Annotated in this window: 17 protein-coding genes; 13 read left to right on the top strand and 4 right to left on the bottom strand. The window is 69.0% G+C overall.

Annotated elements, in window-relative coordinates:
* Positions 1 to 40: 40 nt before the first annotated feature.
* Positions 41 to 241 carry a hypothetical protein gene (locus ABZY89_RS18200; RefSeq protein ID WP_355017092.1) on the bottom strand — a complete coding sequence of 67 codons (201 nt, stop codon included), beginning with the start codon at positions 239 to 241 and terminating at the stop codon, positions 41 to 43.
* A gap of 137 nt (positions 242 to 378) precedes the next feature.
* Between ABZY89_RS18200 and ABZY89_RS18195 the strand changes: the two genes are divergently transcribed.
* The 4 genes from ABZY89_RS18195 to ABZY89_RS18180 are packed head-to-tail and all read left to right on the top strand — an operon-like array spanning position 379 to position 10,479.
* On the top strand, positions 379 to 864 hold the full coding sequence (locus tag ABZY89_RS18195) for a DUF1269 domain-containing protein (protein WP_355229435.1): 486 nt from the start codon (positions 379 to 381) through the stop codon (positions 862 to 864).
* A gap of 4 nt (positions 865 to 868) precedes the next feature.
* Positions 869 to 1,384: a DUF1269 domain-containing protein gene (locus ABZY89_RS18190; protein WP_355229433.1), complete on the top strand. Its 516-nt coding sequence runs from the start codon at positions 869 to 871 to the stop codon at positions 1,382 to 1,384.
* A 2-nt stretch (positions 1,385 to 1,386) separates the two neighbouring features.
* Entirely contained in the window at positions 1,387 to 1,848 is a 462-nt protein-coding gene (locus ABZY89_RS18185; protein WP_355229431.1) for a DUF6069 family protein, read from the top strand.
* A gap of 12 nt (positions 1,849 to 1,860) precedes the next feature.
* Entirely contained in the window at positions 1,861 to 10,479 is an 8,619-nt protein-coding gene (locus ABZY89_RS18180; protein WP_355229429.1) for a DUF5979 domain-containing protein, read from the top strand.
* A gap of 10 nt (positions 10,480 to 10,489) precedes the next feature.
* On the opposite strand, the gene ABZY89_RS18175 is transcribed toward ABZY89_RS18180, so the two are convergent.
* Positions 10,490 to 13,120, bottom strand: coding sequence for a LuxR C-terminal-related transcriptional regulator (locus ABZY89_RS18175; RefSeq protein WP_355229427.1), 2,631 nt, complete (start codon positions 13,118 to 13,120; stop codon positions 10,490 to 10,492).
* Positions 13,121 to 13,302: 182 nt separating this feature from the next.
* On the opposite strand from ABZY89_RS18175, the gene ABZY89_RS18170 reads away from it, so the two are divergent.
* Complete coding sequence (locus tag ABZY89_RS18170) at positions 13,303 to 14,427, top strand: AI-2E family transporter (RefSeq protein WP_355229425.1); 1,125 nt, start codon at positions 13,303 to 13,305, stop codon at positions 14,425 to 14,427.
* Here ABZY89_RS18170 and ABZY89_RS18165 read toward each other — a convergent pair.
* Positions 14,374 to 14,574 (bottom strand): hypothetical protein, encoded by a 201-nt coding sequence (locus ABZY89_RS18165; protein ID WP_091047354.1) that lies wholly within the window; start codon positions 14,572 to 14,574, stop codon positions 14,374 to 14,376. The two genes, ABZY89_RS18170 and ABZY89_RS18165, sit on opposite strands and share 54 nt — an antisense overlap.
* Before the next feature lie 150 nt (positions 14,575 to 14,724).
* Between ABZY89_RS18165 and ABZY89_RS18160 the strand changes: the two genes are divergently transcribed.
* From ABZY89_RS18160 to cls, 3 genes are read left to right on the top strand one after another with little or no spacing between them, the layout of a single operon-like run.
* The gene (locus ABZY89_RS18160) at positions 14,725 to 15,564 is read left to right on the top strand and encodes a YhjD/YihY/BrkB family envelope integrity protein (RefSeq protein WP_355229423.1); all 840 of its coding nucleotides are present in this window, start codon (positions 14,725 to 14,727) and stop codon (positions 15,562 to 15,564) included.
* Between the two features lie 35 nt (positions 15,565 to 15,599).
* Positions 15,600 to 16,268 (top strand): GAP family protein, encoded by a 669-nt coding sequence (locus ABZY89_RS18155; protein ID WP_355229421.1) that lies wholly within the window; start codon positions 15,600 to 15,602, stop codon positions 16,266 to 16,268.
* Positions 16,268 to 17,746 carry a cardiolipin synthase gene (gene cls / locus ABZY89_RS18150; protein ID WP_355229419.1) on the top strand — a complete coding sequence of 493 codons (1,479 nt, stop codon included), beginning with the start codon at positions 16,268 to 16,270 and terminating at the stop codon, positions 17,744 to 17,746. Before ABZY89_RS18155 ends, cls begins: the two co-directional genes overlap by 1 nt.
* Here the strand turns inward: cls and ABZY89_RS18145 are convergent.
* Positions 17,718 to 19,454, bottom strand: coding sequence for a SulP family inorganic anion transporter (locus tag ABZY89_RS18145; protein ID WP_355229417.1), 1,737 nt, complete (start codon positions 19,452 to 19,454; stop codon positions 17,718 to 17,720). The two genes, cls and ABZY89_RS18145, sit on opposite strands and share 29 nt — an antisense overlap.
* A 140-nt stretch (positions 19,455 to 19,594) precedes the next feature.
* Between ABZY89_RS18145 and ABZY89_RS18140 the strand changes: the two genes are divergently transcribed.
* The 5 genes from ABZY89_RS18140 to ABZY89_RS18120 all read left to right on the top strand — a co-directional run bounded on the left by ABZY89_RS18140 (position 19,595) and on the right by ABZY89_RS18120 (position 23,307).
* A complete protein-coding gene (locus ABZY89_RS18140) occupies positions 19,595 to 21,388 on the top strand; it encodes a SulP family inorganic anion transporter (RefSeq protein ID WP_355229415.1) in 1,794 nt (597 codons plus the stop codon).
* A gap of 103 nt (positions 21,389 to 21,491) precedes the next feature.
* Entirely contained in the window at positions 21,492 to 21,911 is a 420-nt protein-coding gene (locus tag ABZY89_RS18135) for a DUF6325 family protein (protein WP_355229413.1), read from the top strand.
* 14 nt (positions 21,912 to 21,925) lie between these two features.
* Positions 21,926 to 22,249: an SHOCT domain-containing protein gene (locus ABZY89_RS18130; RefSeq protein WP_355229411.1), complete on the top strand. Its 324-nt coding sequence runs from the start codon at positions 21,926 to 21,928 to the stop codon at positions 22,247 to 22,249.
* Between the two features lie 23 nt (positions 22,250 to 22,272).
* On the top strand, positions 22,273 to 22,818 hold the full coding sequence (locus tag ABZY89_RS18125) for a DUF1269 domain-containing protein (protein WP_355229409.1): 546 nt from the start codon (positions 22,273 to 22,275) through the stop codon (positions 22,816 to 22,818).
* Between the two features lie 60 nt (positions 22,819 to 22,878).
* Complete coding sequence (locus ABZY89_RS18120; RefSeq protein WP_355229407.1) at positions 22,879 to 23,307, top strand: hypothetical protein; 429 nt, start codon at positions 22,879 to 22,881, stop codon at positions 23,305 to 23,307.
* Position 23,308 lies beyond the last annotated feature (1 nt).

Here is a 23,308-nt window from a genome sequence, read left to right as displayed (position 1 = left end):
AGTCGGCTCGTCAAGACGAGCCGACTCGGCGGGGATCTTGTCAGTCGGGGATCGTGACGACCTCGATGACGTCGATGTCGTCGGCCCGCAGCGCGTGCAGGACACCCTGCAGCGCCTCCTGGTCGGGGACCTCGCCGGTGAGCGTCGACTGCTCGTGATGCGCCTGGACGGCCAGCTGCGGGAACGCTTTCTGAAGCTCGACCGAGAGCTCACCGTTCACCCTGATCAGGACCCTTGTCATGGTCTTCCTCGACTGCTCACGTACTGCACGCTACGAATCACTTCAGCACCGTGGTTCACCGAATTCGGGTGATGCTGTCCGCCGGCCGCGCCGGGATCGTCGATGACGAACGCAGTCGACGACAGCAAGGACGTGAGATGGCGACCCTGACGGTATGGAAGTACGACACGACCGAAGGCGCAGACCAAGCTGTGAAGAACCTCGAGGAGCTCGTCAGGCAGGACCTGATCGTCCTCGAGGATGCCGCGACGGTGCACTGGGAGGTCGGCAAGAAGAAGCCGAAGACCAAGCAGCTGACCAGCACCAAGGCAATGGGAGCGATGAGCGGCACCTTCTGGGGCATGCTCTTCGGACTCATCTTCTTCGTACCGTTGTTGGGCGCGGCGGTCGGCGCGGCCACCGGCGCCCTGACCGGATCGTTGACCGACGTGGGCATCGACGACGCCTTCATCAACAAGGTCCGCGACCAGGTCACCCCCGGCACCTCGGCACTGTTCCTGATGACCTCCGACGCGGTGGTCGACAAGGTGCACGAGGCGATGAAGGGCCACGAGGGCGAGCTGATCTTCACCAACCTCAGCAGTGAGCAGGAGAAGGCGCTGCGCGAGGTCTTCGCCGAGTGACGTCATGGCCAGCCTGACCGCGTGGGTCTACGACCGGATCATGGGCGCATCAGACGCCGAGGTCTGGCTCCAGGACCTGCAGGAGCGTGGTGCGCTCACCGTCCACGACGCCATCACGCTCACCTGGTTCCCGGGAGCGGAGGAGCCGCAGATCGGCCATCTTCGCCACCGTACGACGGGCGCCGCAGCCAAGGGCTCGTTACTCGGTGGTCTTCTCGGGATCCTCGTGTTCAACCCGGTCGCGGGCGCCGTTGTGGGGGCGGCGTCCGCGGCCGCGGTTCAACGTCTGAGGCGGGCCGGCATCGGTGACGAGCTGCTCACCGAGGTCGCCGGCCACCTCGGGCCCGGCAAGTCCGCACTCGTCGTGCTGAGCAGCGACGCGGACCCGGACGCGGTCGCCGCGGCCATGAAGCACGGAAACCCAACCCTCGTCTACGCCGAGCTGGACGACGAGGTCGCCGAGGAGCTCAAGGAGATCCTCCGCGCCGAGACCACAGAACCGACTGACGACGGAGACTGATCATGGCGATGAACCAACCTCCCACCCGACGACTGCAGCCCACGGTGAACGCCGGCCGGCTCTGGGCGGGCGGCGCCGCCGCCGCGGTCGTGGCCGCGCTGCTCGCGGTCGCCGGCATCGTGATCGCCCGAGGCATCTTCGACGTACCCATCCTCGCCCCCGAGGGCGACGGGGTCTGGGGAGACGCCTCGACGTGGTGGTACGCCGTCTGGGCAGCGATCGCCGGGGTGCTGGCCACGGCCGTCGCCCACATCCTCCTGCTGACCACACCGCAGCCGCGTACCTTCTTCGGGTGGATCGTCGGCCTGGCCACCGTCATCGCGGCGCTCTGGCCGTTCACGTCCGATGCGGGGCTGGACACCAAGCTCGTCACGATGCTGATCAACCTGGTGATCGGGATCGCCATCGGCTCGCTCGTGTCGTCGGTCTCACGGAGCGCGGTCCTCCTCCCCGAGGTCAGGTGAACGCGGCGAGCCATGCAGATCTCTCGGGACCATTTGAACGGCAGCCGTAGGAAGCGCGTCCGTCTGGGCGGCTGGCTCGCTGCCCTGCTGGCTGGGATCCTCGCCGTCGGGATGGCCACTGTGCCTGCCCTGGCGGACGAGCTACCGAATCCCCAGAATCCGAACGCGCAGCTGGACATCACCAAGAGCGTGGCGGATCCCGGGCCGTACGGTCCGGGCGACACGATCGTCTACACGATCCAGGTGGGCTGCTCCGCGATCGACGTGGGCGTGGACTGTAGTGATGCGATCACCACCGACGTGGTCCCGGAGCCGCTCGTGGTCCAGCAGGTGACGCCGTCCGGCCCGAACAGCCATGCCGAGCCGGTGGTCGACGGACAGAACGTCCGGGTCGACTGGACCGAGCCGCTCGACGCCGGCGGCGAGGGCATGGTCAACAACACCACCAGCGAGGTGCAGATCACCGTCCAGGTGCCGCAGGACGTCAACCACGACCAGTGGGACGGTGCCACCCTCAGCAACGAGGCCACCGCCGAGGCGACCAACGCCACCGACGTGACCGACTCGGTCGACGTCACCCTCGCGATCCCGCTGGAGCTGGCCACCAGCGCCACCAAGAGCTTCGAGCCGACCTCCGCGCTGGCGGCGGCCGGCACCCCGGTGACCGCCCACCTAGGTGGCACCAACGAGACCAACGGCGCGGTCGAGACCCTGGTCATCCAGGACCCCACCGACCCGACCGCTACGCCCAACCCGTTCACCTACCTCGGCTTCACCGGCTTCGGCCCGGTCGCCCCGCCCGAGGGGGCCACCGGCACGACGTACGAGGTGTACGTCGACGGCGCCTGGGTCGAGTGTTCCGACGCGACGTGCCCCGGCGTCGACCCCGCGGCAGTGCGGGGGACGCGGGTCACCTTCACCGGCGACATCCCCGCCGGCGCCACCGCATCAGTCGATCTGGCCCTGGAGACCACCGAGGAGGCCGCCGGGGTCTCCGAGGACACGGTCGTCAACAACCAGATCCAGACCCAGGTCACCCGCGAGGGCGACAACGCCACCGCCACCGCCGAGGCCGACTTCACCCTGCGCGCCAACACCATCAACGTCGGCGCGACCAAGGCGTTCGACCCCGACATCGTCGTCGCCGGCGAGTCCAGCACCGTAACCATCGGCGGCAGCAACGACTCCGCCATCCCGATCGACACCCTGACCATCACCGAGCCGTCGTCCGGCTCCTTCCCGGAGGACTACACGTTCGGTGGCTTCACCGGCGGCATCGCGTACCCGGCCAGCGCCACCTCCGGCACGGTCGTCTATGAGCCCTCGGGCGAAGAGGTCCCGTTCACCGACGGGGGCACCCCCGCGCCGCCGGCCGGGGGCGCGGAGTCGGTGACGTCCTTCCAGATCGTCTTCGAGGGTGACATCGAGCCGGGTGCCGAGACCTCGGCGCCGTTCGACGTCGACACCGACCCGGACGCCAGCGGTCTGCCGAAGACCGTGAACAACGAGGTCGCCGTCGAGGGCGAGAACGACGGCGCAACCGGCGACGCCACCGCCGACGACGACCTCTACATCTACGACGAGGTCATCGAGCCGTACGTCGACAAGCAGATCCGCCCCAGCCAGATCCTGGCCTACCCGGGCAACGTCGTCACCATCAGCCTGCAGGGCGGCACGACCGAGCGTCCGAACCCGCCGGAGACCCCGACCGGCACCACGGGTGACGCCAGCCAGATCGTGGTCCAGGACCCGATGGACCCGGTCGAGGGCAACGTGTGGTGGAACGCCTTCGACCTGGACACGATCGCGCAGACCCCGGTCCCCGCCGACGCGACCCTGACCGTGGAGTACTACGACACCACCACCGGTGAATGGGTGGTCCTGGACGGTCCGATCGCCGGTCCGACCATCTACTCCTCCGACGTCCCCGACGACGTCTCCGAGGTCGCCGGTGGGGTTCGGTTCGTCTATGACTACACCGGGGACGGCGACGGCTTCGCTCCCGGCACCGACGTGGAGCCGAACTTCACCGCCACCCTGCGTCCCCAGGGCGACGGTCGCTACACCGATCCGGCCTACGCCGAGCCCACCGACGCCAACCACACCTTCGTCCCGAACTGCGCCCAGTCCAGCGCCACCGCGTCGACCGACGGCGTGCCTGGCGGCGAGGCGAAGATGGATCCGGAGGACTGCCCCGAGGTCGAGCTGATCCCGACCGATCCCGGCACCGCGGACCTGATGAACAAGGCGTTCGGCCAGTCCAGCTCGGGTGGCGACAAGACCGTCTTCGAGCGCTCCGGTGACACCATCCCCTCGACCCTGAACTGGTCGACCGGTGGCTACTCCGGCTTCGAGACCGTCGAACTGACCGACATTGACGACCCGGAAGGGACCGCGGTCGCCGACAGCGTCTACGACGCGTTCAACCTGATCCGGATCCAGCCGATCACACCGGAGACCGATCCCTACCTGGTCTACGACCAGATCACCGACGTGCAGCTGTGGGACGGGTCCGCCTGGACCTCGGCGGCCAACAACCCGTGTCCGGACGCCTGCGACGGCACCTTCCCGGGCATGGACCTCACCGCCGACGAGCAGGAGTCCACTCTCGCGGTCAAGCTGATCTACGCCGAGAGCCCCAACCGCGCCGACAGGATCGAGGGCGATCTCGACGCCCCGCCGGTCGGCTCGGGCGTGGCCCGCTCGATCGACAACGACCGAGCGCTCACCCTGGTCTGGCAGGTCCGTGACACCAAGCGCTCAGACGGGTCGCCCGCGCTCGCGGTCGACCAGTACAACCGCCCGGATGCCGGCGTGGTGCGCAACACCGCCAACGCCACCGGCTTCCCGGCCGACGGCGACCCGGTCTCCGACACCGACTTCGACGACGTGGTGATCAACGACGCGCCGATGACCACCACGACCGACAAGACCTGGGCGGGCGGCCCGATCTCCGTCCCCGGTCCCGACACCCCGGAGGAGGACTACCCGCTCAGCCGGATGACCGTGACCACGGAGAACACCACGCCGGCGAAGGTCGACCAGCTGCAGATCACCGACCCCGCTCCGGGAACGACGACCGAACAGGACCCGTTCGACTACTTCCGGCTCTACAAGATCAGCGCGATCACCGAGCCGGAGGGCACCGAGAACACCACGGTCATCCTGACCTGCCCGGACGGCAGCACCAGCGACTACACCCGGGACGAAGCGCTCGCGCTCACTCTCGACACGATGCCGTGTGACGTCGCCGGGGTGCAGGTGCTCTTCGACGGCCGGATCGCCAGCGCAGGCACCGGCGTGCTCGCCCTGGACATGCAGATCCGGCGGGAGAACCGCAGCACCGGCGAGCCGGTCACCCCGGAGGACTCACCGGTCGCGAACACCGCGCAGGGCATCGTCGCCGACGTCGACCCGATCCAGCCGTGCCCGCCGGCCGAGGGCGATCGGTTCGCCTGCGACCAGGGCACTGCGACGATCGAGATCGCGGACGCGACGTACGACATCGAGGCCACCAAGAAGATCGAGCCCGCCCTGCAGCAGGAGGGCGACAACTCTCCGGTGAAGGTCACCATCGGAAGCCAGAGCAGCGGCTCGGCCCGGCCCTACATCGAGCAGCAGCAGGACGATGATCCGACCTTCTGGAACGCGATGGACTTCGTCCAGATGGACCCCTCATGGGAGCTGCCCACCCCGGTCGAGCACGTCCAGGCCTGCTATCTGACCGGCGGCACCTTCACCGCGGCAACCGTCGAGACCGGCCTGGCCGGTGAGGAGGGCGGTGTCGGCGGCACCTGGACCTGTCAGGAGCTCCCCGGCGGCGGTCCGCCGTTCGACGACGACGATCTCACCCTGCAGCAGGCGAAGGACTTCCTCGCCGCCGCCCCGGCCGGTGAGATCCACGGCCTCAGGTTCGCGTTCATGGCGGGCAACGAGGACGGCTGGGTCAACCCGACCCACCCGAACATCCAGGTGCCCTTCCAGGTCGTACGCCGCGACGAGCTGCGCAGCGGTGGCCCGGTGCCGACCACCCGGTCCGACCAGGACGCCGCGCCGGGGGAGGACGAGGCCGGTGTCTTCACCGACACCGTCGACGTGAACGGCACCACGGTGCTGATCGGGCTCGACGACCGGCTCGAGGCCGACGACAGCGCCGATGCGACCTACACCTACGAGCACCTCACGGTGGGGGTCGAGGTCGACAAGACCCCGACGGGGCAGGTGCAGCCCGGTGAGGTCATCCCGTTCGAGCTGACCTACACCAACACCGGCGAGCACGCGCTGACCAACCCGGTCTTCACCGATGTGCTGCCCTCCGACGCCGACGGCAACCAGTTGATCTTCGACCCGGACGCCGCCCCGGGCTCTTCGCCCTACGGCTTCGAGCTGACCGGTGCCGCGCCGGAGCCGCCGAACGGTGATCCGCTGCCGACCGACCAGGATCAGATCACCATCACCGAGGACGGTGACACGATCACCTTCGCGATGCCCGAGGGCACCGTGCTGGAGCCCGGTCAGACGTACACGATCACCATCGAGCTGATGCTGCGACCGGGGTTGACGCCCGACGACGTGGTCACCAACACCGACAAGATCATCGCGGACGAGCCGTTCGACCCGGACAGCTGCGCCCCCAACTACGACGCCGAGACGGGCGAGTGCTGGGACGAGACCAGTGTCTCGCCGGTCCGTGTGGCCGCGTTGAGCACGATGAAGAAGGTCAAGGCCGACGTGCCGGTCGAGGAGGCCGGGATCCCGGAGATCTACCTCGATCGTCGGGCGCTTCCCGAGGGCTCCGACCTCCCGGACGACTATTGCGACGACCAGGCCGACGAGGACGGTTTCTACCGCGGCGCCTGCGTCCCGGTGACCTATCCGGGTGACACCGAGACCTGGCGCTACACGATCACCAACTCCGGCACCCTGCCGCTGGACGAGCTGGTCTCGGTCGACGTGCTCCCGCACGTCGGCGACAACGGCGTGATCGTGGAGCTGCCCCGCAACTCGGAGTGGACCCCGACCTGGGCCAACGAGGTCGAGCTGGTCGACGACAACGGCAACTCCGCCACGCTGGAGGTGTTCTACGCGAACACCTACGAGCCGTGCACCGCGGACCTGAGCCCGCAGGACGGCGACCCCTGCCCCGAGGGTGCGTGGCTGCCGTACGACGACGGAGTCGACCCGAACCAGGTCAAGAGCATCAAGACCGTCGTCACGTTCGAGGACCCGAACCTCTTCGATCCCGGCGAGACGGTGACGCTGCAGTACAAGACCCGCACGACCCCGCAGAACCCGGCCCAGGTCGGCTACCCGGTGGCGTGGAACACCGTCGCCACCGGTGGTGTCTCCAACGACAACGGCACCCGCGACACCGTGCTGCCCACCGAGGGCCGCAAGGTCGGTGTCACCTATCCAACCGGATCGATCCAGCTGGAGAAGATCGTCTCGGGCGAGGGCGCCGAGTACGCGCCGGAATCGTTCACGGTCAACCTGACCTGCACCCTTCCCGGCCAGACCGAACCGATGGATCTGTCCGGCGTCAACCCGATCACGCTGACGCCCGGGGCCGACCCCACCCAGGTGGACGGCCTGCCCTGGGGCGCGGAGTGCACCGCCACCGAGCCAGACCAGGGACAGTACGACCAGACCATCGGCACCGCCACCGTCGGCGGCCCGGAGGACGAGATCGGCCTGATCACGGTGGAGAACGTGTTCACCCTCGGCGACCTCGAGGTCACCAAGGAGGTCACCTCCGACGCGGTCGACGGCAACGGCGACCCACTCACCTACGGCCCGTTCAGCGTCGAGGTGATCTGCCGGTACGACGGCCGGGTGGTCCGCGCCGTACCTGTCCAGATCCGGGAGGGCCAGGCCATCCCGATCGAGGGCCTCCCCACCGGAGCTGTGTGCACCATCGTCGAGACCGACGACGCTGGTGCGGCCGAGGTGAACATCACTCCTGACGAGAACCCGGACGCGCCTGGCGCACAGGTCACCATCGGATCGCGGGAAGACCCGGACGGCGACCCGGCCAACCCGGTCCAGGTCGAGGTCGAGAACGTCTACGAGACCGGATCGCTGCACCTCCTCAAGGAGGTCACCGGCGACGCTCTGGAGAACGACCCCGACCTGGCGAACGGGCCGTTCACGTTCCGGGTCACCTGCCGTCTCACCGACGCCACCCGCCCCGACGGCGAGGTCGTCTACGACCAGAGCATCACCTTGCCCGAGGACGACAACGTCGACAACGAGCAGATGGACTACCAGGTCGACGACCTCCCCAGTGGCGCCAACTGCGTGATCGTGGAGACGGACAACGGTGGGGCCACCGGCCACACGGTCGACCCCAACCGGGTCACCATCGGCACCGACCCGGCCGAGCCCGCCGAGGTGACCGCCACCAACACGTTCGGTGCCGGCGGGATGGCGGTCACCAAGCAGGTCGACACCGACGCGGTCGACCAGGACGGCAACCCGATCACCTACGTCGGGCCCTTCGAGATGCAGGTGACCTGCACCTTCGAGGGCCGAGAGGTGTGGGGCGACGGCTTCGATTCGAGCCCGATGACACAGACGATCAACGCGGGAGAGACCTGGGTGATCAGTGGGCTTCCGGTCGGTGCCGAGTGCATCACGGAGGAGACCGGCACCGCGGGCGCGGTCGAGACCAGCATCTCGCCGCAGGAGCCGATCATCATCGGCGAGGACGAGGAGCCGACCCAGGTCGTCACGGTGACCAACTCCTACGACGCCGGCTCGCTCGAGCTGGTCAAGGAGTCCACCGGTGGCGCGTTGGAGGACAATCCGCAGCTGGCCGACGGGCCGTTCCGGTTCCGGATCACCTGCGACCTGACCGACACGTCGCACCCCGACGGTGAGCAGGTCTACGACAACCAGATCCTGCTGCCACGCGATGACAACGTCGACAACGACCAGCTCGACTACGTCATCGAGAACCTGCCGACCGGTGCGACGTGCGAGGTGACCGAGCCCGGCGACGGTGGGGCCACCAGTCACACCATCGAGGGCAGCCCGGCCACCATCGGCGATGACAACGCCGAGCCGGTGACCGTGACCGCGACCAACACGTTCGCCGAAGGCGACCTCGCCGTCACCAAGTCGGTCACCACGGACGCCGTCGACCAGGAGGGCGAGCCGATCGCGTACGGCCCGTTCGAGGTCGCGGCCTCCTGCACCTTCAACGGGCGTCCCGTCGTAGCCGATGGCTACCAGGAGAATCCGATGACGGCCACGATCGAGGACGGCGAGACCGTCGAGTTCACCGGCCTGCCGACCGAAGCGAGGTGCACCGTCACCGAGCCGGACTCGGCCGACGCCGCCGGCGTGACGATCGCCCCTGACCAGCCGGTGACCGTCGGTGACGGCGACGTGGTCGAGGTCTCGGTCGACAACCAGTACGACGTCGGCTCCCTGCACCTGCGCAAGTTCGTACCGGAGCAGGTGCGGGACTACCCGATCAGCCAGGGCCCGTTCACCTTCTCGGTGACCTGCACCCTGACCGACGCCTCTCATCCCGACGGCGAGGTCGTCTACGCCGACGACGAGATCGTGCTGCCTGACGAGGACAACGTCGACAACGACCTGATCGACTATCGGATCGACAACATCGCCGCTGGCGCGGAGTGCTCCGTCGAGGAGACCGACGACGGCGCTGCCAACGCTCACCTCGTCACTCCGAAGACGGTGACCATCTCCGCGGACGAGAAGACCCACGAGCCGGAGACGAAGCGTGTCGTGGTGACCAACTTCTTCGGTGCGGGCAAGCTCACCGTGACCAAGGCGATGGAGGGTCCGGGTGCCGAGGCGTACGGAGCCGGTCCGTTCGAGGTCACGGTGAAGTGCACCTACACCGGCGCCGACGGTGAGGAGAAGCCGCTCAACACCCCTGGTGGTGAGACCCGCGAGCTGTCCGCCGACAACGACTACACGGCGAGCTACTACCCGCTGCTGATCGGGTCGAACTGCACCATCAAGGAGACCGGGACCGGTGGCGCCAACAGCTCGGTGATCACCGATGCCGACGGCAACGAGGTCAGCGAGTTCACCGTGAAGCCGGTCCCGAACCGGGAGGAGCTCACCGTCGAGCCGATGGAGTTCGAGGTCACCAACACGTTCGACACCGGCGAGGTGTTGGTGGAGAAGACGGTGAACGGCCCGGGTGATGGCCCGTTCGAGGTCGAGCTGGCCTGCACCTATGACGTCGACGGCACCGCCACCGATGTCGACATCCCGGGCGGCGCGACCCGCACCTTGGAGAAGGGGTCGATGACCACGACGTACGAGGATCTCCCCACGGGTGCCGAGTGCACCCTCGAGGAGACCGACGACGGCGGGGCACGGTCCACCACCATCACCCCGAACGCCGGCGACCCGACGGTCGGCGCAGCGACGGTCGGGAACGGCGACCGGGTCACGCTCGACGTGGTCAACGACTTCCCACCGGCCTCGGGCGAGGGTGACGGTGACGAGGGTGGTCCGAGTACCGGCTACCTGCCGGACACCGGCTCGAACCAGTGGCTCGCCGTCCTGGCTCTGATCGGCCTGGCCCTGGTGCTGGCGGGAGGCGTGGCCCTCGTCGCGGGACGCAAGCGGGGCCGTGACGAGAGCTGATGACCCGACGTCAGATCAGTCCGCGCTCGCGCGCAGTTCGCACCGCGGCCGAGCGCGAGTTGACCCCGAGCTTCTGATAGATCGAGCGTAGGTGTGTCTTCACGGTGTTCTCGCTGACCCCTTCGGCCTCCGCGATCTCGGGGATCGTCAGCCGCGAGGGAAGGTCGTGGAGCACATCCACCTCGCGTGCGCTCAACAGCGTGTCGACGACCCTGACGACGGGGTCGTCGTGCCGAGCCTCATCGGCGAGGAGGGCCCTGACGAAGTCCTCGGCGGGTCCGAACCGGGACAGGTTCCTCGAGAGCAGCGACTCCAGATGCGGCCACATGTCGATGAACGGCCGCCGGTACACGTTGGGGACCGCCCAGATGAGCGCTTGCCTGAGCACGTCGAACGCGCGGACGTCGTTGCCCAGGGAACACTCCAGGACCGCGGCCAGCACCTGCGCGTAGACGACGGTCGTCGGTAGGTGCGCCGGGAGCGACCCGTCGAGTACCGGCTCCAGGACGGCCAGCGCGTCGCGCGCCCGGCCGGCGGAGGCGAGGATCTGCGCGTCCAGGACTCCGCACTCGGCGCTGCCCGGCATCTGGCCGCGGACTCGGGCCGCCGTCTCCGCCGCCCAGTCGTCGCGGCCGACTGCGAGCGCCATCCTGACCTTCTGGGGCGTGACCGAGCTGATCGCCGCCGGAGAGAGGTGGTCGGCGGCGTCGATCTGCCAGACCCTCCGGAACGTCTCGGCGGCCGTGGTCCGTGCCCGTCCCGTCGTCGTCTCGAAGGTCGCCAGCGCGTGCATGCTGCGTACGCCGATCTCGACCTCGGCATTGGTCACGCCGTCCAACGATCGCAAGCCGAGCTCGGCGTACTCCCTCTGCACCCGGGCGTCGCCGGTCTGGAAGGCGATCCATGCGGCGACGACGTAGGAGTACGCGAGCCGCGGCGATTCTCGCCACCCGTGCCGGGTGGCGAACGCGATCGCGCGCTCAGCCCAGTCGAGGGACGCGTTGAAGTCGCACCTGGCGCCGGTCATCCCGGACAGCTGGGACATGGTCTCGAGCACGACCTGGTCGTACCGACGGCTGCGGGCCAGCACCAGCGCCTGCTCGAGGTCGTCGATGGCTCCGAGGTAATCGCCGGCGCGCATCCGGGCGGGCCCGCGCTGCGTGAGGAGGACCAGGTTGACGTCGCTGTCACCCGTCATGGCGACATCGAGGATCGCGCTGTCCTGCAGGGCCGCGACGACGTCGCCCCCGGCGAGGGCACGCTGGACGAGGGCCGCGGCGACCATCGCTGCGTACGTCGGTTCGGATCGTGGATCGCCGGCCGGCACGACGCTCAGCGCATCGTCGGCGGCAGGGAGGTCGTTGACATCAAGCGCCGCCAGAGCGGCGATGACACCGACCCGATGGTCGGTGGCGATCCCATCGCGGGACGCAAGAGTCGCGCGGACGAGATCACCGCGGCCGGAGAGGACCATCTGGAGTCCGTTCGCGCGGAGCAGGGTGTCGAGCAGGTCCTGGTCTCTGCTCCGCGCCGCATGCCGCAGCGCGGTCGCGGGTTCGCCGTGTGCGTCGAGCCAGACCGCGGTGGCCCGGTGCTGGCGTGCCGGAGCCTCGACGTCGCGTCGCGCCAGAGCGGCGAGCAGACAGCTGCGCAGCAAGGCGTGGTAGCGGTACCACGACGAGTCGCCCGACTGGCTGACGAGCGCGTTCGCCGTGCACAGCCGGTCGAGCAGGGCGCCGGCGTCAGGTCTGCCGGAGAGCTGCGCAGCGAGGTCGATGGACAGATGGTGGGGCGCGCAGGTCGCGTAGAGGAACTCGACCAGCTCCGGGTCGAGCCGGTGGACGACCTCGGTCAGGACGTACTCGATCACCGTGCGGACATCGCCGTCGAAGGACGCGACGACCTCGGCAGGGTCGTCGCCACCGACCATGGCCGCGAGCACCGCCATCCGCAGCACGGCGGGCCAGCCCTCGGTCAGGCCGACGAGGTTGGAGATCGCGTCAGCCGTCATCGGTAGGCCACTGGCCGCGAACAGCTCCAGCGCCTCGACGTCGGTGAAGGCGAGGTCCTTGCCGCGTACGTCCGAGAGCGACCCGTCGAGCCGCAGCCGGTGGAGCGTGAGCGACGGCTCGGACCGGCACATCATCACCAGCCCCACCTCGGGCGGCAGCTCGGCGAGAAGGATGTCGAGCCCGTGCAGGACCTCGTCGTCGTGGAGCAGATGGACGTCGTCCAGCACGATCCAGCGCACCCCGGCGACCAGGAGCGACTCGACGACCTTCGTGACGAACCCCGGCTCGGTCCCCTGCGCGGGCGGGGTCAACCCGTCGAGCTGCTCGGTCCTCCCGGGAAGGCCGGCCAGGACAAGGGCCTCGATCAGCGCCGACCAGAACTCGTACGGCTTGTCGTCCTGCTTGTGCAGCGACAACCAGGCCACCGGTTCCTCCCGGGCGGCGGCGCGGGTGGCCCAGTCGGCCACGAGCATGCTCTTCCCATAGCCCGCGGGGGCGCAGACCAGGGTGAACCGACACCGGCCGACGGCGTCCTCGACCAACCGGTCCCGGCTGACGAACGTGGGCAGTATCCGCGGTACGCGCAGCCTTGTCGGCGCCACGTAGGCGCGAGAACCGGTGTTTAACATCCGCAAACTTTCGCTTTTCCCATCTCCGAGAAGACTCTAACGGCAATCATCCAATCAGCGACTCGTCGATAGAGTAAGGAGTCAAAGGGCCCGTATACGGGCCCGGGATACGCACAGTCGGGTGGTCGCGCTCACCCCAATCGGGTGAGACAGACGGTCCGTACGGGCTAGACCATGGGGCCGTGAGCCTCAGGTCAGAGAGCCCGGAAGAGCCGGCCACGAGCTGGCAACCGCAGGTCAGGGTCCTGGCGGTCCTGCTGGGATCCGCGGCGGTGGTGATCCTCGTGGCCGGTCTGCAGGCGGCCAGCGGCATCCTCGGACCGCTGTTCCTCGCGATGGTGCTGACCATCGTCGTCCATCCGGCGCGGAACTGGCTGGCGCAGCGCCTCCGGGCCGGTGTCGCCACCGCCCTCTCCATCATCGCGGTCGTCGCCGGGATCATCGGTCTCGGCGTGTGCGTGGTGCTCGCGGTGGCTCGCTTCGCCACCTTGCTGAGCACCTACAGCGGCGTCGCCAAGGAGCGCGTCCAGGACCTGACCGACTGGCTCACCAGGGTCGGCATCGGTACGGACGAGGTGCTCAAGATCGTCGAATCATTCGACCTCTCGAACCTGCTGTCCGTGGTCTCCGGTGCTCTGAACGGGATGTTCGGGGTGCTGTCCACAGTGGTCTTCATCCTGGCCTTGTGCCTGTTCATGGCCATCGACGCGACGGCGCTGCCGCGCCAGCTGGCCTCGGTCAGCCGCCGGCGCCCGGGCCTTGTAGACGCCCTGTCGTCGTTCTCGGTCGGAACGCGTCGCTACCTGCTGGTCTCGACGGTGTTCGGACTGATCGTCGCCGCTCTCGACACCCTGGCTCTCTACCTGCTGGGCGTGCCGGCGCCGTTGGTGTGGGGCCTGCTCGCGTTCCTGACCAACTACATCCCGAACATCGGCTTCGTGATCGGGCTGATACCACCGGCGATCCTCGCGCTGCTGGACGACGACCTCGCGCTGATGCTCGCGGTCATCGCCGTCTACTGCCTCTTGAACGTGGTGATCCAGTCGGTGATCCAACCGAAGGTCGTCGGTGAGGCCGTCGGCCTCTCGGTGACGCTGACGTTCCTGTCACTGATCTTCTGGTCCTGGATCATGGGACCGATCGGTGCGGTGATGGCGGTCCCGTTCACCCTGTTCGTACGCGCGGTCTTCGTGGAGGCCGACCCGACGAAGCGCTGGCTGATGCCGCTCATCGCGGGAAGCGCCCCGGCGGAGCTACTCGGGGATGGTGACGATCTCGATGACGTCGACCCCCAGAGAGCTGAGTAGGTCCAGCACACCCTGCAGCTCCTTGGCGTCCGCGAGGTCGCCGACGAGGGTCGTCGTCGCCCGCTGCGTGGCCCGGGTCAGGTGGGGGAACGTCTCGATCACGTCGTCCGACACCGACGAGCCCACCCGGATGAGGATCCGGGTCATGAGCGCATCACGCCGATCAGATGTCCGTTCACGTTGGCTCCAGATGAGTGGCCTGGACGTTGGTCTGACCAACGTAAGCGGCCCGGCGCCAGGAGCGGTCACCGGAAACGGGCGAGGGTGAGCAGGCGAGCCCGGGGGAACACTGCTCACGTGGATGTGGCTGCCCTGCGGGGCCGGGTGAACGCCTTGGTCGCCCACGTCCCCCTGCTGCGGAAGCTCGCCACCGAGGTCATTCGGATCGAGTTCATCGACCGGTGCATGCTGATCGCCGCCCAGGCGCTCCTGGCCATGGTGCCGATGCTGGTCGTGCTCGCGGCCTTCCTGCCTCACCTCACCGGGCAAGCCCTGGAACAGGTCTCGCAGGTCACCGGCATCGGTGACGAGGCGGTACGCCAGGTGTCGGGAGAGGTCAACCTGGACCAGGTACGTTCCGAGACCGGCGCGGTGGGCCTGGCGATCACGATCGTGTCGGCGACGTCCTTCGGCCGTGCCGTGCAGCGGATGCTCGAGCGGGTCTGGGAGCGGGAGCACATCGGAGGCCTGCGCGGAGCCGGTCGCTGTCTGTTCTGGGTCGTCGCCTGGCTGGGCTGCCTCGGGGTGGTCAACACGGTGGTCAGCCTGCTCACCGATCCCGGGGACCTGCTCCGTCCGTTGCTCCAGATCCTGGGCGCGTGCGCCGTCTGGTGGGGGAGCAGCTGGGTTCTGCTGTTCGGACGCACCCGGGGACTGCTGCTGCTCCCGGGCGCGGTGCTGACCGGCGTCGTACAGGTCCTCTACAGCCGAGGCTCGGCGTGGCTGATGCCTGCCTACGTCGAGTCGAACGCCGAGCAGTTCGGCATGCTGGGCGTGATCCTCGCGCTCTCGACCTGGCTGATCGGCTTCGGCGGCATCATCGTCGGCGGTGCGCTGCTCGGCCGGCTGCTCGTCGAGGACCCGGTCATCGCCTGGTTCGTGCAGCAGGTGCGTACGTTTCTCACCCGGAGTAGGTGAGGCCGGCGGAGACCGGCCTACGCTGAAGTCTGGCCATGGGCGAAGCAATAGGCGAGTCTCTGCCGATCGCCGTGGGTGTGCTCATCAGCCCCATGCCGATCGTCGCGCTGGTACTCATGCTGGTCAGCCGCCATGCCAGCTCCAACGGAACGGCCTTCGTCGCCGGGTGGCTGGCGGGCATCTTCGTGCTCGGTACGATCGTCGCGCTGCTCGTCGGCGCGGCCGGATCGGGAGACGCGGAGACCCCGACCTGGGCGGCCCTGCTGAAGATCGTCCTCGGAGCGTTGCTCCTTCTGCTCGCCGTGCGCAGCTGGCGGGGCAGGCCGGAGGAGGGAGAGCCCGCGCCGACCCCGTCGTGGATGGCGGCGCTGGACGAGTTCAACGCGTTCAAGGCGTTCGGCACGGGCGTACTCCTGGGATCCGTCAACCCCAAGAACCTGCTGCTCGTGGTCTCCGCCGCCAGCACGATCGCGACGGCGACAGCGGTGACCAGCGAGCGGATCGTGGCGATGGCCGTCTTCACCTTCGTCGCCAGCCTGGGCGTGCTGGTGCCGTTCGGCATCTACCTGATGGCCGGTGAGCGCGCGGCCCGCCTGCTGGAGGGCATCAAGGCCTGGATGATCGCCCACAACGCGGCCATCATGACGGTTCTCCTCGTCGTGCTCGGGGTCAAGATGGTCGGCGACGGAGTGGGGTCGCTCTGATGGACGCCTCCACCTGGGTCGCGAGCCTCGTCAGCGCAGCTCTCGTCGTCGCCCACGTCACCGTCTGTGTGGTGGCCTTGGGCGTGATCCCCGGCGGCCGGAAGCCGTCGACGGGCCTGGCCTGGCTGTTCCTCATCCTGGCCCTGCCGGCGTTCGGACTGCTCGCGTTCCTGCTCTTCGGGAGCACCAGCGTCGGCCGCAAGCGCCGGGCATGGCAGCGGCAGGTCAACGAGCTGGTCAGCGCCGAGATCAGGTACGACCCGGCGGCACAGACGTCTCCGGCGGGCCCCGTGGTCGGCGCCGTGCGGCTCAACGAGCGCCTGGGATCCCTGCCGTTGACCGGGGACAACCGGGTCGAGGTCCATCCCGACTACGCGCGGACGTTCGCGGCGATGACCGAGGTCGTACGCAGTGCCAAGTGGTTCGTGCACGTCGAGTTCTACATCTCGGCCTGGGACGAGGACACCAGCGACTTCTTCGACGCACTCGTCGACGCCGTCGCCCGTGGGGTGGAGGTGCGCTTCCTCTTCGACCATCTCGGCTCGCGTGGCATTCCCGGCCACCAGGACATGCTGTCGCGGCTCGAGGGCTCCGGCATCAAGTGGGCGCCGATGCTGCCGGTCCGGCCGCTGCGCGGCGAGCTCCGCCGCCCGGACCTCCGCAACCACCGCAAGATCCTCGTCGTCGACGGCGTGGTGGCGTTCGCGGGCTCGCAGAACCTCATCGAGCCGGGCTACAACAAGCCGAAGAACCACAAGGCGGGGCGCGAGTGGGTCGATCTGATGATCCGGATCGAGGGGCCGGCGGTGCGGGACCTGGCGGTCGTCTTCGCGACCGACTGGTACGCCGAGACCGCCGAGAGCATCCGGGACATGCTCCTTCCGCGCGAGCCGCTGGAGGTCCGGCGGACGGAACGAGCCGCTGAGAACGTGGCCTGCCAGGTCGTGCCGAGCGGTCCCGGTTTCGTGACCGAGAACAACCTGCGCCTGTTCAACACCCTGATCTACGGCGCGCAGTCGCGGATCTGCCTGGTCAGCCCCTACTTCGTGCCGGACGAGTCGCTTCTCTACGCCGTCACGACCGCCGCGCAGCGGGGTGTCCAGGTCGAGCTGTTCGTGAACGAGGGCGCCGACCAGTTCATGGTCTTCCACGCTCAGCGCTCCTACTACGCCGACCTCCTCGCCGCCGGCGTCCGGATCCGGCTCTACCCGGCGCCGTACGTCCTCCACACCAAGTTCTTCACGGTCGACGACACGATCGCCGTCGTCGGCTCCTCGAACATGGACTACCGCTCCTTCGCGCTCAACTACGAGGTCATCGTGCTGCTCGAGAGCGAGCAGGTGGTCGACGACCTGCAGAGCGTGCTCGACGACTACCGGGAGAGGTCGAGCGAGCTCAGCATCGAGGCGTGGTCGCGGCGCGGGCGCGGGGCTGCGTACGTCGACAACGTCATGCGCCTGACGGCGGCTCTTCAGTAGCCGCCTGTTGGGTAGCCGCCGCGAGGGCGGCCTCGACGGTCGGGTAGACCATCGGCGGACCCTCCTCGGCGGCCTCGGTCAGGACATCGCGCACCTGGCCCACGTCGCCGGCGAGCGCCAGGTCGGCGCCGAGGCGCTGTAGATCGGCACGCAGCTGAGTCAGCATCTCGGTGGCGGTGACGTCGATCGACGGCGTCGCCCGGCCGTCCAGCACGACCAGTCGAAGGTCCGGCACGTCCGTGGCGAGGTCACGGACCTGCTCGCGTACGAAGTCGGCGTTGACGAACAGCAGGGGCGCTTCGACCCTGACCACCAGGACACCCGGGACCCCTGCGTACGCCGGATTGCGGCTCTGGTCGACCCACAGCCCCGGGTGCGCGGACGGACTCTCGTCATCGGTGCCCTCGACCGGGGCCAGCGGCGCGATGTGCGGCCGCGAAGTCCGCGCGATGAGCAGGACGACAGAGGCGGCGATGCCGATCACGAGGCCGGGCAGGGTGTCGAAGACGAGCACGCCGATCAGCGCCGCGACGGCGCCGACGAAGTCGGCGCGGGCGCTGATCTGGTAGATCTTGGTGACCTGTCCGGCTCGGACCCGCCACAGCCGGCGCAGGGCGGAGATGTCGACGAGCTCGATCACCGCGGCGATCACGATCGCCGCGAGGGTGGCCTCGGGAAGGTCGGCGAAGAGCTTGGTCATGAACAGCAGCGTGAGCAGAGTGAGCACCGCGGCGGTCACCGCCGAGAGCTGCGACTTCGCCCCGGCCGAGCCGTTGACGGCGGTCTTGGACAGCGAGCCGTTGACCACCATGCCGCTGGCCAGGCCGGCACCCAGGTTGGAGACGCCCAGGCCGAGCAGCTCGCGGTTCGGGTCGATGTCGTAGCCGCTCTTGGCGGCGTACGTCTTCGCGGCGCCCAGGCCCTCGGCGAACCCGACGAGCATCACGCCGACGGCGGCCGCGAGGAGGTCGCGGAACTCGGGAGCCGACACGTCCGGAAGCCCGATGGCGGGCAGACCGGCGTCGATGTGGCCCACGATGGCGAGCCCGCGCTCGTCGAGGCCGAGCAGGGCGGTGAGCCCGATGCAGACCAGCGCCACGATCAGGGAGGCGGGAAGGAGCGGCACCAGCCGCCGCAGCACGAGCAGGACGGCGAGGCTGCCCGCCCCGATGGCGATGGTCAGGGCATCGACGTCGCCCAGCTGGCGCAGCAGGTCCCAGGTCTTCTCGAAGAAGTTGCCCGAGCCCTTCTCGACACCCACCAGCGACGGAAGCTGCCCGATGATGATCGTCAGCGCGAGCCCGATGATGAAGCCTCGCAGGACCGGCTCGCTGATGAAGGCGGCCAGGAAGCCCAGGCGCATCAGCCCGGCGATGAGCGCGACGATCCCGGTCGCGATGGCCAGGCCGACGGTGAGCGCGACGACGTCGGCCCCACCGGACGCGAAGTCCGCCACGATCCCGGCCGAGAGCGCGGCCGTGGCCGACATCGGCGCGACGATCAGGTGGCGCGAGGAGCCGAGCAGGCTGTAGAGCACCAGGGCGGGCACGGCCGCGTAGAGGCCCACGACCGGTGGCACGCCGGCGATGGTGGCGTACGCCAACGACTCGGGCACGAGCACGGCCCATACGGTGAGCCCGGCGAGGATGTCGGACCTGATCCAGGACGGCGAGTAGCCGCTGAACGACGGAGCGATGAGTCTGGCCACGATCGGTGAGGCTGCTACGACGGGCCTGTTCCGGGATCGCCCGGAAGGGGTGAGCCTCGGGTCACCCGTCCCGGGGAGGATGCGTTGACGGCGTGGGCCCGACGTCCGTACGCCTTCCTCCTCCCTGGATTGGAGCGCCGGTGGCCAAGGGCGACATGGATCCCGACCCGGACGGTCGTACGTCGCTGCGGCGGCTCTACGCGGGGTCGCTGCGTCGCACCCAGGCACGTGCGGAACGGGTGCTGCGGAGAGAGGTCCGGGAGATCACCCCGCAGAAGCGCCACTGGCGCCGCGACTTCGTCGCCGGGCTGCCCGGGGCCATCGCCAGCGTGCCGGACGGGATGGCATCGAGCGTGCTCGCCGGGGTCAACCCGACCCACGGGCTCTACGCCTCCTTCGCCGGTCCCATCGCCGGGGGACTGAGCTCCTCGACCCGGATGATGGTGGTCACGACCACCAGCGCCTCGGCGCTGGCCGCCGGCTCGGTCCTGGCCGGTCACGACCCCGACGACCGGTCGGCGGCGATGCTTCTGCTGACGATCGTCGCGGGCGGGGTGATGCTCCTGGCTGCGCTGTTCAGACTGAGCCGCTACATCAGGTTCGTGTCCTACTCGGTGATGCTCGGTTTCCTCACCGGGGTCTCGGTCAACATCGTGCTCGGCCAGCTCCCGGACATCGCCGGCGTCGACGCCGAGGGACCCTTCGCCGCAGCCAAGGCGTGGGACCTCCTCACCCGGCTCGACGAGAGCAGTCTGCCCACCGTCGCGACCGGCCTGGGGGCGCTGTTCCTGCTGCTCGTGCTGGCGCCGACCCGGCTGGCGGTGGCCTCGCCGTTGGTCGCCCTCGTCGTGCCGACCGTCACCGTTCTGGTGACGGGGGCCGATGTGGTCAGCGTCGAGGACTCCGGCAAGATCCCGCAGGGGCTGCCCGTCCCGCACCTGCCCGACCTGAGCCTGCTCGACATGGACATGGTCACAGGTGCGATCGCCATCGCCGCGCTCGTGCTCATCCAAGGGGCAGGAGTGTCCGAGGCCGTCCCGAACCCCGACGGCAGCAGGTCGTCGACCCGCCGGGACTTCACCGCCCAAGGTCTCGCCAACGTCGCCTCCGGATTCTTCGGCGGGCAGCCGGTCGGCGGATCCGTGGGCCAGACGGCCCTCAATGCGACGGCGGGTGCTGCCTCGCGATGGGGTGCGATCTGGACTGGTATCTGGATGGCGGTGATCCTCGTGCTGCTCTCGGGGATCGTCGGCAAGGTAGCGATGCCGACCCTCGCCGCGGTGCTCATCTACGCCGGGGCGGCGTCCATCCGTCCACGCGAGGTGGTGAGCGTCGCGCGGACCGGCGTCATCCCGGCCGTCGCGATGACGGCGACCTTCGTGGCCGTCCTCCTGCTGCCGGTCGCGCAGGCGGTCGGCATCGGTGTGATCGCCTCGCTCCTGCTGCAGCTGCGGCAGGACTCCCTGGACCTCAGGATCGTACGTATCGAGCGGGACGAGGAGGGGCGCTTCATCGAGAGCCCGGTGCCGCGGACGCTGACGCGTGGCGAGCTCGTCGTGCTCGAGGCGTACGGCTCGCTGTTCTATGCCGGGGCGAGGACGCTGCAGCGCCGGCTACCGCTCCCTCCGGACGGGCCGGAGCCGGACCAGGGCGAGCAGGCGGCGACCGCGGTGGTGCTGCGGCTACGGGGGCGTACGACGCTGGGCGCCACGTTCTTGAAGGTCGTGGGGGACTACGCCCGGGACCTCGACGCAGCGGGCGCGCGTCTGTACCTGTCCGGGGTCGACCCGGACCTGGTCGGGCGCTGGTCGGCGGACGGCACGCTCCGACGGCTCAGCGGGGTCCACATCGAGCCGGCCACCCAGATCCTGGGGGAGTCCACGCACGCCGCGGTCGTCGCTTCCCGGGAACCGCCCCCGGACCGGCCGGAATGAACCGGCCCAAGTCACCCGATGCGGGTGAGCAGCACGGCCTCAGCGCGACATAGCGTCGGAATCGTCCTGCCGCCCGGCAGGCGTGCGATACGTGGGAGGCACGATGGAACGCGGCCCGGTCGAGATCCTGTTCCTGTCGATGTCGGAGGACGTCGAGCTCGGCGACCTCGCGGCGGTGCTACGACAACCGGTCGAGAGCGGAGTGATCCGGATCATCGACTGCGTGCTGATGTCCAAGGACGCCGGCGGCAGCTTCCGGGCCCTTGACCTGGAAGAGGCCGAAGGTCTGCCTGCGGAGCTGTCGGGGCTTCAGATCGACCCCAACGACCTGCTCAGCGACGCCGACATCGAGACGTTCGCCACCGCCCTCGAGCCCGGCCAGGCCGGCCTCGCGGTGGTCTACGAGCAGATCTGGGCGCGGGAGGCCGTCAGACAGATCCGGAGCGTCGGTGCCGAGGTCGAGCTGTTCCTGCGCGTGCCGCCCGAGGACGTCGACGTCGCCTTCGCATCCGCCGCCCGATAGAGAGGAGAAACGCTATGTTGCGCAGACGCATGGGCCGGCCCGGTCTCGTCGGCGCCGTCGCACGTACGGCAGTCATCGCCGGCACCGCCACCGCCACCTCGAACGCCGTCAACCGCCGACAGGCGGCCAAAGCCCAGGAACAGGCCGAGGCGCAGGCGTACGAGCAACAGCAGTACGCCCCTGCCCAGCCGCCCCCGCAGCCCGCTGCGCCGCCCGCTCCGGCGGCACCGGCGCAGAGCGATCTGACCGGGCAGCTCGCCAAGCTGGGCGAGCTGCACAGCCAGGGGATCCTCAGCGACGAGGAGTTCGCAGCCGCCAAGCAGCGACTGCTCAGCTGAGGGATACCAGGAGGGGGGAGGACATGTCGACAGGAACTCTGACGGTGTGGAGGTTCGACACTCCTGACGGCGCCGAGGAGACCATGCACGCGCTGGAGGAGCTGGCTGATGAGGGCCTCATCGACCTCCACGACGCCGCGGCGCTCTCTTGGCCGTCGAGCACCACGAAGCTCAGGACGATCGAGCTGCATCCGGCGACGGGTGTGGGCGGGGGAGCGTTGGGCGGGTCCTTCTGGGGGCTTCTGCTCGGGTTCATCTTCTTCGTGCCGCTGCTCGGCGCCGCCCTGGGCACCGCCACCGGGCTGGTCTCGGACGCGCTGAGCGCCGTCGGGATCGACGACGGCTTCATCAACAGGGTCCGGGACCGGGTCACCCCCGGGACCTCGGCCCTGTTCGTGCTGACCACGGACAGCGTCGTCGACTCGGTCAGGGACGCGCTCGGAGGGCGACTGCCGTCCGACCCGATCTTCACCGACCTGACCGATGGCCAGGAAGCAGCACTGCGCGACGTCTTCGGTGCCGGAGGATCGCCCGTTGCGGGTGAGCCCGCCGGGGCCGAAGCGGCCTAACTTCTCGTCCATTGAAGCGGTCGACGAGAAACCGCTCACGACCACAGGGAGTACCCCATCATGAGCACCACCACACCACGAGGCGGAGGCTACGACACTCCGGTCAAGACCGCCTTCGCCTTCTCCGGCGCGATCTTCGCTGGCACCATCCTCACGACAGTAGGCATCTTCCAGGTCCTCTCCGGCATCGCTGCCCTGTTCGAGGACACGGTCTACGTCAAGGGCGTCGACTACGTCTACAAGTTCGACCTCACCGCCTGGGGCTGGATCCACATCGTCCTCGGCGCGATCGCGATAGCCGTCGGCATCGGCTTGCTCCTCGGACAGACGTGGGCACGCATCTCCGGCATCGTGATCGCGGTCATCGGCTCGGTCTCCGCGTTCGCGTTCATGCCCTACTACCCGTGGTGGGCGCTCGCGATGCTGGCGCTCTACATCTTCGTCATCTGGTCGCTCGCGCAGCTGATGTCGAGCCGTGCCGAGCTCTGAC

Origin of the sequence: Nocardioides sp. NPDC006303 (assembly GCF_040613175.1) — a bacterium.
Classification (GTDB): Bacteria; Actinomycetota; Actinomycetes; order Propionibacteriales; family Nocardioidaceae; genus Nocardioides.
This window is presented reverse-complemented; position numbering and strand designations above follow the sequence as displayed.

Bases quoted from the DNA above. Each gene is read 5' to 3' on its own strand.
- ABZY89_RS18200 (WP_355017092.1), bottom strand. From the start codon at position 241: ATGACAAGGGTCCTGATCAGGGTGAACGGTGAGCTCTCGGTCGAGCTT.
- ABZY89_RS18195 (WP_355229435.1), top strand. From the start codon at position 379: ATGGCGACCCTGACGGTATGGAAGTACGACACGACCGAAGGCGCAGAC.
- ABZY89_RS18190 (WP_355229433.1), top strand. From the start codon at position 869: ATGGCCAGCCTGACCGCGTGGGTCTACGACCGGATCATGGGCGCATCA.
- ABZY89_RS18185 (WP_355229431.1), top strand. From the start codon at position 1,387: ATGGCGATGAACCAACCTCCCACCCGACGACTGCAGCCCACGGTGAAC.
- ABZY89_RS18180 (WP_355229429.1), top strand. From the start codon at position 1,861: ATGCAGATCTCTCGGGACCATTTGAACGGCAGCCGTAGGAAGCGCGTC.
- ABZY89_RS18175 (WP_355229427.1), bottom strand. From the start codon at position 13,120: ATGTTAAACACCGGTTCTCGCGCCTACGTGGCGCCGACAAGGCTGCGC.
- ABZY89_RS18165 (WP_091047354.1), bottom strand. From the start codon at position 14,574: ATGACCCGGATCCTCATCCGGGTGGGCTCGTCGGTGTCGGACGACGTG.
- ABZY89_RS18155 (WP_355229421.1), top strand. From the start codon at position 15,600: ATGGGCGAAGCAATAGGCGAGTCTCTGCCGATCGCCGTGGGTGTGCTC.
- cls (WP_355229419.1), top strand. From the start codon at position 16,268: ATGGACGCCTCCACCTGGGTCGCGAGCCTCGTCAGCGCAGCTCTCGTC.
- ABZY89_RS18135 (WP_355229413.1), top strand. From the start codon at position 21,492: ATGGAACGCGGCCCGGTCGAGATCCTGTTCCTGTCGATGTCGGAGGAC.
- ABZY89_RS18130 (WP_355229411.1), top strand. From the start codon at position 21,926: ATGTTGCGCAGACGCATGGGCCGGCCCGGTCTCGTCGGCGCCGTCGCA.
- ABZY89_RS18125 (WP_355229409.1), top strand. From the start codon at position 22,273: ATGTCGACAGGAACTCTGACGGTGTGGAGGTTCGACACTCCTGACGGC.
- ABZY89_RS18120 (WP_355229407.1), top strand. From the start codon at position 22,879: ATGAGCACCACCACACCACGAGGCGGAGGCTACGACACTCCGGTCAAG.